Here is a 15593-nt window from a genome sequence, read left to right as displayed (position 1 = left end):
ATACTGCCGGGCTAAAGCGTTTTCCCGCCTGGATGAAACCCACTGATCTGACAACGGACCTGGAATCGGGGCTGGCGGCGCTCGATCTGGCCGTAGGCCCACCGCAGGTTCAATTGCTGCTGCGTTACCTGGACGAGCTCAACCGCTGGAATCAGACCTATAACCTAACGGCGGTGCGATCCCGCGAGGCGATGCTGGGGCGGCACGTACTGGACGCCCTGTCGATTCATCCGTATCTTGCCGGGTCCCGCTGGATTGACGTCGGCGCCGGCGCGGGCCTGCCTGGGATACCTTTGGCCGTGGTGCAGCCGGAGCGGCAGTTTTGGCTGCTTGACAGCGCCGGCAAGAAAGCGCGCTTCATGCGTCACGCGGCGCGAACGCTGCGACTGCCGAACGTGACCGTGCTGGAGATGCGGGTTGAGCAGCACCAGCCATCGACGCCTTACGATGGCGTCCTGGCCCGGGCGTTTGCGCCGATGGATCGGCTGCTCGCGCTGACGGGCCATCTGCTACGCAGCGGCGGTCAGGTCCTCGCCATGCAGGGCCCCAATCAAGCCAAAGAGGCGGTGATCGAAGGCTTCAGGCTGCGGGAAACGGTGACCCTTTCCGTGCCGGGCAGTGAAGGAGTGCGTAAACTGAGCATTGTTGAGAAAACGCCGGAGGCCGCTGCGTGGCCCGAGTGATCGCGGTAACCAACCAGAAGGGCGGGGTGGGCAAGACCACCACCTGCGTCAATCTCGCCTATGCGCTCGCCGATCGGGGTCGCCGGGTGTTGCTGGTGGACCTGGATCCGCAGGGCAACGCCACAATGGGTTGCGGCGTCGACGCCCGCGCTCAGAGCCTGACTACGGGCGAGGTGCTGCTCGGCGAAACCTCAATTGTGGAGGCCCGCCACAGCCTGCCGGATTTCAAGTTCGATCTGCTGCCAGGCAACACCGCGCTCACCGCCGCTGAGGTTCGGCTGATGGACAAGCTGGCGCGTGAGGCGCAGCTGAAGCGAGCGCTGGAGCCCATCCAGGATCAGTACGACGAGGTGCTGGTCGACTGTCCCCCGAGCCTCAGCATGCTGACGGTCAATGCGCTGACCGCAGCTGATGGGGTCCTGATACCCATCCAGTGTGAGTATTTTGCGCTGGAGGGACTGAAGTCGCTCCTCGACACCATCGAACAAATCCGCGAGGCGGTGAATCCGGGCCTAAGAATCGAAGGCCTGCTGCGCACCATGTTTGATGTGCGCAACAACCTATCTACCGAAGTATCCAACCAGCTGGTGCAGCATTTTGGAGCCAAAGTTTATATGACGGTTATCCCTCGCAACGTGCGAATCGCCGAGTCCCCCAGCTTTGGTCAGCCGGTGATCACCTATGACCCGGGCAGCCGGGGTGCCCAGGCTTACCTCAGGCTGGCCGGAGAACTGGTGCGCCGGGAAGCGCTCGGCAGCGACCGACGGGTGGCACCATGAACGCCAAGCGACGCGGGCTCGGCAAGGGCCTCAACGCGCTGCTGGGTGAGTCAGCCGGCAGCGCAGGCGCGCCGACATCAGAGCCGGAGGGCACCTATCGCGAGCTGGCCGTCGAACTGCTGCAGCCCGGGAAATATCAGCCGCGCACCGGCATGGACGAGGCGAAGCTGACGGAGCTCGCCGACTCCATTGCCGCACAGGGCATGGTCCAGCCGATTGTGGTTCGCACGATCGGCGCCGGCAAATACGAAATCATCGCCGGCGAGCGGCGCTGGCGCGCTGCGCAGCTGGCCGGCCTCGCTGAGGTACCGGTTCTCGTGCGCGAGGTGTCCGACCAGGCGACGGTGGCCATGGCGCTGATCGAAAACATCCAGCGCGAGGACCTGAATCCACTCGAAGAGTCGGCGGCGCTGAAGCGTCTGATCGACGAGTTTGAGCTTACCCACGAAGCGGCAGCCCGCGCGGTGGGCCGTTCCCGCGCGGCCGTGTCCAATCTGCTGCGGCTCCAGGAGCTGGAGGCGGCGGTCAAAAAGCTGGTTGAGTCCGGTTCCCTGGAGATGGGCCACGCGCGGGCCTTGCTGGGTCTGACCGGCGCCGAGCAGGCTCAGGCGGCACGGCAGGTGGCGCTGAAGGGATTGTCGGTGCGCGAGACTGAAGCGCTGGTGAAGCGCTGGCTGCAGGGGGATTCAAGTGCGAGCAAGCCGGCGGCCGCCAAGGACCCAAACATCCAGCAGCTCGAGACTGACCTCGGCGATCGGCTGGCCGCAAAGGTGCAGCTCAAGCACAGCGCCAGCGGCAAAGGACAGCTGGTGGTGAGCTACAACTCGCTCGACGAGCTGGACGGGATCTTAGCGCGGATCAAATAGCCGCCCGCGCGACGGCGGGCTGACGGACGGACGCCCCTCAGCGCTTCATCGAATCGAAGAACTGGTTGTTGGTTTTGGTCGCCTTGAGCTTATCGAGCATAAACTCGATGGCCGCCAGCTCGTCCATCGGATGGATCAGCTTGCGCAGGATCCAGGTTTTCTGCAGCACGTCCGCTTCGACCAGCAGCTCTTCTTTCCGGGTTCCAGAGCGATTGATGTTGATCGCCGGGTAGATACGCTTCTCCGCGATGCGCCGATCGAGGTGCACCTCCATGTTGCCGGTGCCTTTGAACTCCTCGTAGATCACCTCATCCATCTTGGAGCCGGTATCGACCAGGGCCGTCGCCAGGATGGTCAGCGAACCACCCTCTTCGATGTTGCGGGCTGCGCCAAAAAAACGCTTGGGCTTCTGCAGCGCGTTGGCGTCCACACCACCGGTCAGCACCTTGCCTGACGACGGCACAACGGTGTTGTAAGCGCGCGCCAGGCGGGTGATGGAATCCAGGAGGATGATCACGTCCTGTTTGTGTTCGACCAGACGCTTGGCCCGCTCGATCACCATCTCGGCGACCTGCACGTGGCGTGACGCGGGCTCGTCAAAGGTGGAGGACAGCACCTCCGCATCCACCGCGCGGGCCATCTCGGTCACCTCCTCGGGCCGCTCGTCGATCAGCAGAATAATCAGCTTGGAATCCGGCGCGTTGGCGACAATCGACTGCGCGATGTTCAGCAGCATCATCGTTTTGCCGGCCTTGGGAGGAGAAACCACAAGACCGCGCTGGCCTTTGCCAATGGGCGACACCATGTCGATGATGCGAGCCGTCAGATCCTCCGTGCTGCCGTTGCCTCGCTCCAGCGCGAGCGGTTCGCGCGGAAACAGCGGCGTCAGGTTTTCAAACAGCACCTTGCCGCGAGCGGCCTCCGGCGGCTCAAAGTTGATTTCCTGTACCTTGAGCAGCGCAAAGTAGCGTTCGCCGTCTTTGGGGGGGCGAATCTTGCCCGCCACGTTGTCGCCGGTGCGCAGGCCGAAGCGTCGGATCTGGCTCGGCGAGACGTAGATATCGTCGGGGCCCGCCAGGTAAGAGCAGTCCGCCGACCGCAGAAAGCCGAAGCCATCCTGGAGAATTTCCAGCACCCCGTCACCGTAGATCGACTCGCCGCTTTTGGCGTGCGCTTTCAGAATCGAAAAGATCAAATCCTGTTTGCGCGCGCGGGTCAGGTTTTCCGTCCCCATGTCCTTGGCAATGCCAACCAGCTCGGTGGCAGATTTTGTTTTTAATTCGGTGAGATTCATAGGGCGGATAGCCTTTTTGGGGACTTAAGGTCCCGCGCGTTGATGCTGATGCCCGGCCACGGGCAAATATCGTTAAGGATTACGTCGGGTGTGGCCCGAAGATGTTAAGTATTAATTGAGTATCAATCTGGGTTGGAAGCGCAGCGGCAGGGGGTGCCTGCTGCGTCAGCGCTTAAAGTAGCATGAACCCCGGCGGGGGTAAAGCGTGCCGGAAGCCGACAAGAATCCAGTGCTGACGCGGCCTTCGGCCCGTTCGGCGATGGGGTCGTTTGGTAAAAAAGGTCGGTTGGCTAAGCCGCCGACCGCCGGAGTCCCAGCGGTCGAGGCCAATTGTTTGTCGCCGAATCGCGGCGATGGATCAGGCGATCGCGCCGTCGATAAATTCGGTCAGCTGGCCTTTGCTCATGGCGCCGAGCTTCGTGTCGTGGAGCTCGCCGTCCTTAAAGATCATCAGGGTGGGGATGCTCCGGACGTTGAACTTCATGGCCGTCTGCTTGTTGGTATCGACGTCCATCTTGGCTACCGTAATCTTGTCACCATATTCCTCGGCGACCTGATCCAGGACCGGCGCAATCATTTTGCACGGGCCGCACCATTCGGCCCAGAAATCGACCAGCACCGGGCCGTCCGCCTTCAGGACCTGGGCCTCAAACTCTTCGTCGCTGGTGTGAATAATTCGCTCGCTCACTTCTGTCTCCTCGTCTTTCGCCGGCGCTTTTGCCGCTGTCAGTAGGTTGGGGTTTTTGCTTGCGGATTCAACCATATCCGCTAAACTGCAGGGCTTCGCGGCGTCTGCCGCCCTCCCGGCTCTGTCGTTTTGCTGGCCTTCAGGCATTGGAGCCGAAGCAGAAAAGCAAATCAAGCCATCAACGCTGGTCTTCCCGCCCCATGTCAAAACCGACTTTTTCTGACGTTCGCTACGATCAATTTGATCTCGTCCCCGAGATCAGCGCCGGCTTGCGCGATGCGGGTTTCGAGATGTGTACGCCGATCCAGGCGCAGAGCCTGCCGCTCGCGCTGGAGGGAAAAGACGTGGCCGGCCAGGGTCAAACCGGAACCGGCAAGACGGGTGCGTTTCTGGTGGCCGCGTTTCAGCGCCTCCTGACCACCCAGCCGAAAGACCCCGAGCGCCGGGCCAACAACCCCCGCGCGATTATCTTAGCGCCGACGCGGGAGCTGGCGATCCAGATCCACAAGGACGCGGAGGTCCTCGGCGCGCACACCGGGCTTAAGCTAGCGCTCGCCTACGGCGGTATCGACTACGAAAAGCAGCGCGCAACTCTTTTAGACGGCGTTGACGTCCTGATCGGTACGCCGGGACGCATCATCGATTACTTCAAGCAGAAGGTGTTCAACCTCCGTCATATTGAGGTTCTGGTGCTCGATGAGGCGGACCGCATGTTCGACCTGGGCTTCATTAAGGACATCCGCTACCTGCTGCGTCGGATGCCGGCACCGGAAGATCGGCTGAACATGCTGTTTTCGGCCACCCTCTCCTACCGCGTCACCGAGCTGGCCTACGAACACATGAACAGCCCGGAGCGGGTGGACGTGGAAGCCGAGCAGATCACCGCTGACCGCGTGACTCAGACGGTGTATTTCCCCGCGAACAGCGAAAAGATACCGCTGCTGGTGGGCCTGCTGAAGCAAATCGAGCCTTATCGAACCATGGTGTTCTGCAACACCAAAGCCGCGACAGAAAAGGTCAACGCGTTTCTGAAAACCAACGGTTTTGTTTCCGAAGTGCTGTCGGGCGACGTCCGGCAGAACAAGCGGCAAACGCTCCTGGCCAAGTTCCACGAAGGTGAGATCGGCATTCTGGTGGCTACGGACGTCGCCGCCCGGGGTCTGCACATCCCCGAAGTCAGCCACGTGTTCAATTTTGACCTGCCTCATGACGCTGAGGACTACGTGCATCGCATCGGGCGAACCGCCAGGCTGGGTTCCAAGGGTGACGCGATCAGCTTTGCCTGTGAGGATTTCGCCTTCTCGCTGCCTGATATCGAAGCGTATATCGAAGCGTCCATTCCGGTAGAGAGTGTTGATCCCGAGCTGCTGGTGCAGCTCAACCCGCCCGCGCCCAGGCCCCGTCGCCCGCGAGATGGCCGTGGGGGTCGCCCCAGCCGCGGTGGCGGCCGGCCTCGCGGCGGAAGCTCCGGCGGCGGTCGGCGAGGGGGTTCAGGTGGGCGCGGCCCGCGCGCCAGCGCCGAGGGAGGCTCCGGTGGTGGCGAGGGTGGTGAGACTGCCGCGAAGAGTGACGACGGTGGCGGCGATTCCCCCAAGCCACGTCGCCGCAGGCGGCGTCGACGCAAGCCCAAGGCTGCACCCGAAGCAGGCTCAGCCTAGCGGCTCAACTGGGCCCTGCCCTCGCTTAGCAACCGGTCGGTATTCGGCTCGATCCACGCTTGAGCCTTCGCGGTAATCTCAGCCGCGCCGAGGCTGCTCACATCCATCGGCGGCCCAAATTCGATCACCGCTTTTCCACGCCTTCCGATCAGCAGGCTTTTCGGCGGCCAGAAGAGCCCCGTATTCACGGCGACCGGCACAATCGGCACGTCAGCCGCTTCCGCGAGCACGCCCCCACCGATTTTGTAGTTTGGCGGTGAGCCGGGCACCTTCCGGGTCCCCTCGGGAAAAATGCTGATCGATCGACCTTCCGCCAGCCGGGCGAGACCCTGCTCCTTGACCTGGGTCACGGCGCTGGCGCCGGCGGTCCGATCGATGGCGATGGGTTTCAGGATGGCCAGACCCCAGCCGAACAGCGGGATGTAGAACACCTGCTTTTTGAGCACCCAGGAAAAGGGCGGCAGCAACCCCTGCAGCACGATGGTCTCGAGCGTAGACTGATGCTTGACGAAGTAGATCACCGGCCTGCGGGAGATATGTTCCAGCCCGCGCAGCTCCACGCTGATGCCCCCGATCAGGCTCAGGCTAGCGAGCGTGTAGCGGATCCACCGCCGGGCAAAGTAAAACCGATAGTCCACCGGCAGCACGACGGTGAGCAGCAGCACCGGCACAAACACCACCAGCGACAGCGCGAGGTTCAGCAGAAACAGCGCGGCCCGAAGCTTAGCCATGAGGCGTATTGGCAGCCTCTCGGCAAAGCTGCTCGGCTGCAGCCGCCAGATCGCGGAAGATGGTCACACCGTCAAAGTGGTTGAGGTCGCTCAAGGCGTGGGCGCCGTCGCCGGTCTGCACCAGCAGCGCGCGGGCGCCAACCGCTTTGGCGGCCTCCAGATCTTCGCGGGAATCGCCAACCACGGTGATGGCGGTGCTGGGAACGTGGTAACGCTGTTCGATCTGGCGCAGCAGGTTGACCTTCGGCTGACGCTTGCCGTGACCGTCGGGGTTACCTTTGGCGGCAAAAAAGATGCCTTCGATGGAACCCCCACTCTCCTGCACCTCGCGCAGCATCATTTCGTGCACGTCGTGCAGCTCCTCCACGCCGAGCTGACCCAAAGACAGCGCCTGCTGGTTGGTCGCGACAACCACTCGATAGCCTGCCTGGTTGAGTCGGGTAATGGCGGCGATGCTGCCGGGCACGGGCTTCCAGCTATCCCGGCGTACCGGTTCGTCCTCGTTGATCAGGTTGATCACACCGTCACGACCGAGGACGACCAGCTTCATGGCGCGGGTCGCAGCAGGGAAATGTCGGCGATATCGTCAAAGCCCGCCTTGATGCGCGCCAGGGTCGCCAGCCGGTTCTCGCGCAGCGCTGGGTCCTCGGCCATGACCATTACCGCGTCAAAGTAGGCGTCAACCGCCGGTCGCAGCGTGGCTAGCTGAGTGAGCGCCTGGTCATAGTGCCGCTCCTCGGCCGCGTGACGCGCGCTGACCGACACGCCCTCGAGGGCTTCAAACAGCGCGGTCTCCGCCGCTTCCTCAAAGCGCGCTGGGTCGACGGCAGGCACCGACTCGAGCTCCGCTTTGCGCAGCAGGTTCGCGATCCGCTTGTTGGCCGCCGCCAGCGCCGCCGCCGCGTCGTCGTCCACAAACTGATGAAGCGCTGTGACCCGCTGGTGGAAGTCGAGCGGCCGGCTGGGCTTTCTCGCCCACACCGCCTCGAAGACGTCGGTGCTGATGCCCTGGTCCGCGTAGTAGGCCCGCAGCCGTTCCATCACAAATCGCTCCACCTCGTCGGCCGACTCGGGCGCATCGCTGATCCGGTCGGTCAGGCCGGCTAGGCCCAGGTCGATCAGGGGCTTAAGCTCCAGATCGAGCTGCCCTTCGATCATGATCCGAATCAGCCCCAGGGCGGTGCGGCGCAGGGCAAACGGGTCTCGGTTGCCGCTCGGCTTTAGCCCCGCGGCGAAGATACCGCAGAGCGTGTCGATGCGTTCCGCCAGCGCCAGCACCTGGCCGGGCCCCGGCGGAGGCAGATGATCACCGGCAAAACGCGGCAGGTAGTGCTGTTCGATCGCGTCGCAGACGTCCTGCGGGTGGCCCTGCGCCGAAGCGTAGTAGCGGCCCATAGTGCCCTGCAGATCGGGGAACTCTCCCACCATCTGGGTGAGCAGGTCGGTTTTTGCGAGCTCAGCTGCCGCCACGGCGGAGGCCGGATTGACGCCCAGCGTGTCGCTCAGGGACGCGGCCAGGCGACTCACCCGCTGCACCTTATCCCACTGGCTGCCGAGAGCCTTCTGATACACCATGCCGGCGAGCGTCTGCTGGTGTTCGGTGAGCGGCGTTTTGAGATCGGTTTCCCAGAAAAATCGCGCGTCGGCCAGACGGGGCGTAATCACCCGCTCGTAGCCTCGGCTGACCTGGGCCGGGTCTCGACTCTCGATGTTGGCCACGCCGACAAAACGAGGCGTCAGCTCGCCGCTGCTGTCGCGCACCGGAAAAAAGCGCAGGTGTGACTGCATGCTCGAAACCAGCGCTTCAGCGGGCACCGCCAGAAACGCTGAATCGAAGGCGCCGGCCAGGGCGGCTGGCCATTCGACCAGGTTGTTGACCTCATCCAGCAGCTCCGGGTCGAGCTGCACCTGGTCGGGTGATTCAACCTGCGCCGCAACCTGCCGGCGGATCTCCTCGCGCCGTTCGTGTCGGTCCACGAGCACGCCGGCCGCCTTAAGCGCTTCGGGATAGGCGTCGGGATGGCTGATGGGCACGGGGCCGGGAGCCAGAAAACGATGTCCGCGGGAGGTGGTGCTGAACGGCTGATCAAACAGCTCGCCAGCCAAGCCCTCGCTGCCATACATCGCCACAATCCAGTGCACCGGCCTGACAAACAGCGCCTGACTGGCCCCCCAGCGCATCGGCTTGGGAACGGGCAGTTTGGTTAGCGCGCGCTCCAGCATGCCGACAATCAGTTCCTGCAGCGGCTGCCCCGGCACGCTGCGGCGCAGCGCCAGGCGGACCCCTTTATCGGTTTCCAGCTGCTCAAGCTCCGCCAGCTCAACGCCGCAGGAGCGGGCGAAACCCAGCGCCGCCGGCTTGGGTTCGCCGGCCTCGTCGAACGCTGCGGCCACCGCCGGCCCCAGCCGCTCTTCGTCTCGATCCGGCTGCTGCGCCAGCACGCCAGCCAGCCGGACCGTCAGCCGGCGAGGGCTGCAGAACACCTCGGCCTGGCCGGTTTGCGCATCGGTCAGGCCGGCCGCCGCCAGCTCCTCGGCGACGCCGGCGGCGAACGCGTCGGCGAGCCGGTCCAGCGACTTGGGCGGCAGCTCCTCGCAACCCAACTCGACGAGCAAGGTTTCAGCGGCGGTGCTCATGAGGCGACCGCCTCGGCGACCGGTGCTTCGGCCTCGCCGAGCGCCGGAAAGCCCAGCGCTTCTCGGCTGTCGTAGTAAGCCTGCGCGACCCCCTTGGCCATATCCCGCACCCGAAGAATAAAGCGCTGGCGTTCGGTGACCGAAATCGCGTTGCGCGCGTCGAGCAGGTTGAAGGTGTGCGAGGCTTTCAGCACCTGCTCATAGGCCGGCAGCGACAACCCAGACTCGAGGAGTTCGCGGCAGGCTTTTTCACACTCGTCGAACGCCTGAAACAGCACCGGTACATCAGCCTTCTCAAAGTTGTAGGTGGACATCTCCACCTCGTTTTGGTGGAACGCCTCGCCATACGTCACCGTTCGATCACCGCTGCGGGTCCACACCAGGTCATAGACGTTGTCGATGTCCTGCAGGTACATGGCCAGGCGCTCCAGGCCGTAGGTGATCTCACCGGTCACCGGTTTGCAGTCGAGGCCGCCGGTCTGCTGGAAGTAGGTGAACTGCGTGACCTCCATTCCGTTCAGCCAGACCTCCCAGCCGAGGCCCCAGGCGCCGAGCGTCGGTGACTCCCAATTGTCTTCCACAAAGCGGATGTCGTGAACCAGCGGATCGATGCCCACCGCCTTGAGCGACTCCAGGTATAGCTCCTGAATATCGAGCGGTGACGGCTTGATCACAACCTGATACTGATAGTAGTGCTGGAGCCGGTTCGGATTATCCCCGTAGCGGCCGTCGGTCGGGCGGCGGCAGGGCTGCACGTAGGCGGCTGACCAGGGCTCGGGACCAATCGAGCGCAGGAAGGTTGCCGGGTGAAACGTACCGGCGCCCACTTCCGTATCGAGCGGCTGAATCAACACACACCCCTGGTCTGCCCAAAACTGGTTGAGCTGGGTGATAAACGACTGAAAAGTGGAAGCCTGCGGCATGTCCCTAAACCATCAAAAATTAGCCGCGCAGTATAACCGCTATACTCGACAAACCGGACCCACCGTCCCAGGGAAGCGAGCAACAAGGCGTATGGGTCCACCCTACGGATACGGGAGAACAGCCCGGGTCGTCGACGCGGACAGATAAGGCGATGAATGAGTTAGCGCGCGGAAAACCCCTGAGCCTGGAGCAGGTGCTGGCGGCGCTGGTCAGCGACGGCTGGCTGCTCCAGGAAGACGCCAACCTGTTAAAGGGTGAGGCCGGTCGAGACGGCGCGCGGGTGCATCTGCATCCGCTGGTCGTGGTGGCGAACCAGAAGCTTCAGCACGCGGCTTACGCCGATCGCACGCTGACGCTCGAAACCCTTACCGGCTGGCTGGCGGAACGGGCCGGCATGGACCACTACCACATCGATCCGATGGAGGTGGACGTCGACTCGGTCACGTCCATCGTTTCGCAGTCGTATGCCCAGCGTTATCGCATCCTCCCCGTTGAGGTCGGTGAGGACGAGCTGGTTATCGCCACCTCCGAGCCGTTTGACCTCTCCTGGCGTGACGATCTGAAACAGATCGTGCGTCAGACGATCCGTCCGGTGGTTGCCAGCCCCCTTGATATCAATCGCTTTGTGCTGGAGTTCTACAGCGTCTCACGCTCGGTGCAGGGCGCTGAGGATTCACGCCTGCGCAGCGATACCGAAAAGGTGCTCAACTTCGAGCAGCTGCTGGAGCTGGGTCAGGCTGGCCAGCTGTCGGCCGACGACCAGCACGTGGTGCACATCGTCGATTGGCTGCTCCAGTACGCCTTCGAGCAGCGCGCGTCCGACATTCATTTGGAGCCACGCCGCGAGCGCAGCAACGTACGCTTCCGCATCGATGGGCATCTGCACAAGGTTTACCAGATGCCGACGCCGGTGATGGCCGCCGTAACCTCCCGAATCAAGATCCTCGGGCGTATGGATCTGGCGGAAAAGCGTCGGCCTCAGGATGGTCGGATCAAGACGCGCAGCCCGTCAGGCCAGGAGATCGAGCTGCGGCTGTCCACCATGCCGACGGCTTTCGGCGAAAAATGTGTCATGCGGATCTTCGATCCGGAGGTGGCCACGCGCAGTTTCGACGAGCTGGGCTTTACGGAGCATGAGGCGATGATCTGGCGGCGCATGGTCGAGCGCCCCCACGGGATTGTGCTGGTCACCGGCCCGACGGGATCGGGCAAAACCACCACCCTTTACGCCACGTTGCGCCACCTGGCCCGGCCGGACATCAACGTCTGCACGGTCGAGGACCCCATCGAGATGGTGTGTCCGGAGTTTAACCAGATGCAGGTGCAGGCGTCGATCGACGTGGGATTTGCCGAAGGCGTGCGCACGCTGCTGCGCCAGGACCCTGACATTATTATGGTGGGCGAGATCCGCGACCTGGAAACCGCGCAGATGGCAATCCAGGCCTCGCTGACCGGCCACCTGGTGATCTCTACCCTGCATACCAACGACGCGCCGTCAGCCATCATTCGCCTGATGGATCTGGGCGTGCCGCACTACCTGCTGCGCGGCACGCTGAGCGGCATTGTGGCTCAGCGGCTGGTCAGGACGTTATGCCCGCATTGCCGCCAACCCGCCGAGATCAGCGAAGCGGCGTGGCGCAGCCTGACCGGCCCTTGGAAGATGGAGCGGCCGGCGACGGTCAACGAGCCGGTGGGCTGTACCGAATGCCGCAATACGGGCTTTCGGGGCCGCACCGCGATCTACGAGATGCTCACGGTGGACGACGCGGTATCCGCGGTCATCCAGCCGGAGCTCAACCAGCTCGCCATCACCCGCCTGGCGCAGCGCCGAGGCATGCGCCCCTTGCGTGTTGCCGCCGCGCGAAAGGTAGCGGCGGGCCTCACAACGGTTGCCGAGTGCCTCCGCGTGATACCCCCAAGTATCGAAGCCAGCGGCCCTGCCAGCGTTCCGGAAACCAGCGATGTCGCGCCTAGTCGCGGTGCGGGCGAAGCGTAGTTCACAGCCATACATTGCATGGCAGGAAACGGGGCGTGAAGTATCGCGAGCAACGCCGACCACGCCGGCGGAATCAAGAAGCCATGTCTTCGCTCCAAGCCACGGAGGAGAAAGCCTTGTCCAAGCTCGGTTGAGTGATGGGCGTGGTGTAATTGGAAAGCACCTTGAGGCTTGTGCCGACGATCACTTCCAGCACGGTTTGCTTGGTGTAACCCGCCGCAAGAAAGGCATCGATCTGCTCCGGCGTTGGTCGCCCGCGTGACCGATGGACGATGATCGCAAAAACGCGCAGCGCCTCGATGATGGCGTCATCGACCCCGGCCCGTTGGGAAACCGCGGTGTGCGCTGCCATGCAGTAGGTGCAGCCGTTCAGACGGTTATTGGTCATCAAAATGATCTGGCGCTCCGTTTCGGTAAGCGCCGTCTTGTCAAACAGCGTCATCATCGTCAGGTAGCTCTCCACCAGCACCGGCGACTCGGCCATGGTGGCCATCAGGTTTGGGACAAAACCCATCTTCGCCTTGACTGCCTCCAAGACGGGTCGCGCTGCTGGCGGAGCGTTCTCAATCGTATGTGTCGTATAGTTTTGCATGCGTGGTCTCCCTTGATGATCCCGAGCTCAAAATTCGGAAAAAGCCTGTTCCAGCTTTTTGGGCGCCGCCAGATAAACGGGGCCAACCTGCTGCGACATGGCGTCCGGAAATATCTCTTCTACGCCGTTTTCGATGCCGTCGAGCATGGCTTTGGCAACCACATCGGGTGGCGTTGTTTCCATCTCAAAGCCTTCCGTCATGCGAGTGGCTACAGGGCCGGGATAAACGCCATGGACCGTGATGGAATCGGCTTTTAGCTTGGCCCGGAGTGCCTGTGTCATCGAGTGCACGGCAGCTTTCGATGCTGAGTAGCCGCCGAAGCTTGGCATCGACGCCAGGCCCGAGATGCTGGAGACATTGGCAACAGCCGCCGGCGTCCCGCTTTTCAGGGCGGGCAGCACAGTTTTGGTAACCGCAAGCGCGCCAAAAAAGTTCGTCTCAAAATCGCTGCGCAGCTGGGCTTCGGTGTCTTCCAGCAGATCGGCGGCGCTGAACAGCCCCGCGTTGTTGATCAGGATATCCAGTGTCGGCACTGCGTGTGCTAGCTGGGCGATTGTGTCCCGATCACTGAGATCGAGGTGCAGCGGTTTCACCCGCTGCCCAAACTGCTCCAGCCGCGCTCGATTCTCGAGCGAACGATAGGTTGCGTAAATCTGATCGGCGCCCTTTGCCAGGGCCTGCTCAACCAGGGCAAGGCCGATGCCGCGATTCGCGCCGGTGATCAGGATCGTGCTGTTGGAAATTTTCATGGTGGTATTCCTATATATGCTTAGCTGGACGCCCCGGCGCCGCGCCGGCGGACGCCGGGACTGGGTCGTTACGCTGCTTTCCGGATCACCTGATCAAGAACGGGCAACAGATCGCTGGGCTCGGGCCGCTGGGTATAGTCCGGATTGATCTCTGCGTAGACGATGGTGCCTTGCTGATCGATCACGTAGCGCGCGGGCATCGGCAAGGTCCATTGGTCGTCCTCGTGGATTGCCGGAAGGTTGACGTCAAACATCTTGAAGACGTCGATGAGGTAACTCTGAAGTTCCCAGCGCAAACCGAACTGCTGTGCCAGCTTGCCTTGCTGGTCCGTCAGGATTGGAAAGCTCAGCCTATTCTGCCGCTTAGCGGCGCGGCTGTTCTTCGGGCTCTGCTGAGAAATCGCCAGGAGCGTCGCCCCGCGAGCCTGGATATCCTCGACTGCCGCTTCCAGCGCCTGCAGCTCAAGGTTGCAATAGGGGCACCAAACGCCCCGGTAAAAGGTCAGGACCAGCGGCCCTTCGGTGAGTAGGTCTCGAGACGAGACCTCGTTGCCCTCGGAATCGGACAGCGTGAACTCCGGCGCCTGGTCCCCGGCCTTCAGGGCGCGCTCTGCGTAGCCGGCGTCAATCAGTTCCTGGGTTGAACGATGAAAGGCTTCCACCGCCGCGGGCGGCGCCTGATGCGTTTCAAAGTCTGCCTTGAATGCGTCGAGTTTTTCTTGAAGCGTCATGATTTCATTCCTTTTGCGTGTCGGTGATTTGGGCTGCCGAGCTGTCTTTAGCTGAGCTCAGCCGCCGATGGAGATCATTTTGCTCATATGAAAAATGATTGGTAGCATCAAGAAATGGCTATTGATTATTTGAAAAACAAATGAAAGATCGAATCTCTTCGCTGCGCCTGTTTAGCCGGGTCGCCAGGACCGGCAGCTTTACGGCGGCGGGCAAAGAAGTCGGGTTATCGCAGCCCTCGGTCTCGAGGATCGTCTCCAAGCTGGAGCAGGAGTTGGGGTCAGCGCTGCTGGTAAGAAGCACCCATGCCGTGAAGCTCACCGAGGCGGGAGCGGAGTACCTGGCGCGGCTGGACCCTATTCTTGCGTCGCTGGAAGAAGCGAACCATCTGGTGAGGGGCACCGGAGAATTGCGCGGCAATCTGCGGGTCGGCGCCTCGACGAGCTTCGCGGTAAGAGAAATCATCCCGCGCCTGCCGGCGTTTGTGGCGCAGCACCCTGAGCTGAGAATCGATCTGGTGCTCACCGACTCACACCAGAGTCTGATCGAGGAGGCGATCGATGTGGCGCTGCGCTTTGGAACGCTACGCGATTCCAGCATGACTGCGCGGAAGCTCGCTGACTCCCCGCGCCTTCTGGCGGCAGCGCCGGAATACCTGGCTAGGGCCGGAACGCCGAAGGTTCCGGCAGACCTGGCCGCACATCAAATCATTCTGGGGCCGTCGAGTTCCGGCTCGGCGGGATGGACCTTCAGCAAAGGCGGGAAGACCACGTCGGTTCGAGTCGAGAGCCGACTCATGATCACCGTCAACGAAGGAACCACGGCGGCGGCCTTGGCGGGTATGGGAGTGGTATCGACCGCACTCATGGGATGCCGCTCGGAAATTGAGAACGGCATGCTGGTTCAGCTCCTGCCGGACTGGCATATCGGGGCCGTGGAAGCCAACGCAATTCTTGCCGGCGGTCGGCAGGCTAAAGCGTCAGCCCGCGCCTTCGTTGATTACCTGATCAGGTCATTCCGGGACGCGGACAGCACATAGGAACTCCGCCTGGCTCCGTTCCGATCGTTCCACCTCTAGGTCTACGAGTAAATCGCAGGCGCAAATGACTTCGCTTGCCGATACTCAGCGCGAGGAGCGTGCAGCAATGGGAGGGCCTAGTCGTTAGCGGCCAAACCGGGGTGTCCGAGCCATGGATGGCGAGGCCAAGCCTCCAGGGAAGGATTCACGGCGTCCCCGGTTTGGCCGCTAACGACTAGGCCGGGGAA

At 62.7% G+C, this 15593-nt stretch carries 15 protein-coding genes; 6 read left to right on the top strand and 9 right to left on the bottom strand.

The window, feature by feature from the left end; translation table 11 throughout:
• Positions 1-32: 32 nt before the first annotated feature.
• The 3 genes from rsmG to AAF358_08390 are packed head-to-tail and all read left to right on the top strand — an operon-like array spanning position 33 to position 2328.
• Complete coding sequence (gene rsmG, locus AAF358_08400) at positions 33-683, top strand: 16S rRNA (guanine(527)-N(7))-methyltransferase RsmG (protein ID MEM7705556.1); 651 nt, start codon at positions 33-35, stop codon at positions 681-683.
• Positions 671-1462 (top strand): ParA family protein, encoded by a 792-nt coding sequence (locus AAF358_08395; protein MEM7705555.1) that lies wholly within the window; start codon positions 671-673, stop codon positions 1460-1462. Before rsmG ends, AAF358_08395 begins: the two co-directional genes overlap by 13 nt.
• Entirely contained in the window at positions 1459-2328 is an 870-nt protein-coding gene (locus AAF358_08390; GenBank protein ID MEM7705554.1) for a ParB/RepB/Spo0J family partition protein, read from the top strand. Before AAF358_08395 ends, AAF358_08390 begins: the two co-directional genes overlap by 4 nt.
• Before the next feature lie 37 nt (positions 2329-2365).
• On the opposite strand, the gene rho is transcribed toward AAF358_08390, so the two are convergent.
• Positions 2366-3622, bottom strand: coding sequence for a transcription termination factor Rho (gene rho, locus AAF358_08385; GenBank protein ID MEM7705553.1), 1257 nt, complete (start codon positions 3620-3622; stop codon positions 2366-2368).
• Between the two features lie 358 nt (positions 3623-3980).
• Positions 3981-4385 carry a thioredoxin TrxA gene (trxA, locus tag AAF358_08380; GenBank protein MEM7705552.1) on the bottom strand — a complete coding sequence of 135 codons (405 nt, stop codon included), beginning with the start codon at positions 4383-4385 and terminating at the stop codon, positions 3981-3983.
• A 125-nt stretch (positions 4386-4510) separates the two neighbouring features.
• On the opposite strand from trxA, the gene AAF358_08375 reads away from it, so the two are divergent.
• Positions 4511-5968, top strand: a complete 1458-nt coding sequence (locus AAF358_08375) for a DEAD/DEAH box helicase (GenBank protein ID MEM7705551.1) — start codon at positions 4511-4513, stop codon at positions 5966-5968.
• On the opposite strand, the gene AAF358_08370 is transcribed toward AAF358_08375, so the two are convergent.
• Genes AAF358_08370 through glyQ form a run of 4 tightly spaced genes read right to left on the bottom strand, consistent with a single transcriptional unit; the run spans position 5965 to position 10259 of the window.
• Complete coding sequence (locus AAF358_08370; GenBank protein ID MEM7705550.1) at positions 5965-6699, bottom strand: lysophospholipid acyltransferase family protein; 735 nt, start codon at positions 6697-6699, stop codon at positions 5965-5967. The genes AAF358_08375 and AAF358_08370 overlap by 4 nt on opposite strands.
• Positions 6692-7249 carry an HAD-IIIA family hydrolase gene (locus AAF358_08365; GenBank protein MEM7705549.1) on the bottom strand — a complete coding sequence of 186 codons (558 nt, stop codon included), beginning with the start codon at positions 7247-7249 and terminating at the stop codon, positions 6692-6694. Before AAF358_08365 ends, AAF358_08370 begins: the two co-directional genes overlap by 8 nt.
• On the bottom strand, positions 7246-9336 hold the full coding sequence (glyS, locus tag AAF358_08360) for a glycine--tRNA ligase subunit beta (GenBank protein ID MEM7705548.1): 2091 nt from the start codon (positions 9334-9336) through the stop codon (positions 7246-7248). The genes AAF358_08365 and glyS overlap by 4 nt, the downstream gene beginning before the upstream one ends.
• Entirely contained in the window at positions 9333-10259 is a 927-nt protein-coding gene (gene glyQ, locus AAF358_08355) for a glycine--tRNA ligase subunit alpha (GenBank protein MEM7705547.1), read from the bottom strand. Before glyQ ends, glyS begins: the two co-directional genes overlap by 4 nt.
• 152 nt (positions 10260-10411) lie before the next feature.
• Here glyQ and AAF358_08350 point away from each other — a divergent pair, with 152 nt between their 5' ends.
• Positions 10412-12256, top strand: coding sequence for a GspE/PulE family protein (locus tag AAF358_08350; protein MEM7705546.1), 1845 nt, complete (start codon positions 10412-10414; stop codon positions 12254-12256).
• A 73-nt stretch (positions 12257-12329) separates the two neighbouring features.
• Here AAF358_08350 and AAF358_08345 read toward each other — a convergent pair whose 3' ends face one another.
• From AAF358_08345 to AAF358_08335, 3 genes are all read right to left on the bottom strand, one after another.
• The gene (locus AAF358_08345) at positions 12330-12848 is read right to left on the bottom strand and encodes a carboxymuconolactone decarboxylase family protein (protein ID MEM7705545.1); all 519 of its coding nucleotides are present in this window, start codon (positions 12846-12848) and stop codon (positions 12330-12332) included.
• A 27-nt stretch (positions 12849-12875) separates the two neighbouring features.
• Positions 12876-13598, bottom strand: coding sequence for an SDR family oxidoreductase (locus tag AAF358_08340; protein ID MEM7705544.1), 723 nt, complete (start codon positions 13596-13598; stop codon positions 12876-12878).
• A gap of 68 nt (positions 13599-13666) precedes the next feature.
• Positions 13667-14329: a peroxiredoxin-like family protein gene (locus AAF358_08335; GenBank protein ID MEM7705543.1), complete on the bottom strand. Its 663-nt coding sequence runs from the start codon at positions 14327-14329 to the stop codon at positions 13667-13669.
• A gap of 140 nt (positions 14330-14469) precedes the next feature.
• Here AAF358_08335 and AAF358_08330 point away from each other — a divergent pair, with 140 nt between their 5' ends.
• On the top strand, positions 14470-15366 hold the full coding sequence (locus AAF358_08330; GenBank protein ID MEM7705542.1) for a LysR family transcriptional regulator: 897 nt from the start codon (positions 14470-14472) through the stop codon (positions 15364-15366).
• Positions 15367-15593 lie beyond the last annotated feature (227 nt).

It is taken from the genome of Pseudomonadota bacterium, assembly GCA_039033415.1.
Classification (GTDB): domain Bacteria; phylum Pseudomonadota; class Gammaproteobacteria; order Xanthomonadales; family SZUA-38; genus JANQOZ01.
Note: the sequence above shows the minus strand (reverse complement) of the source record. Positions and strands in the feature narration are given on the sequence as shown.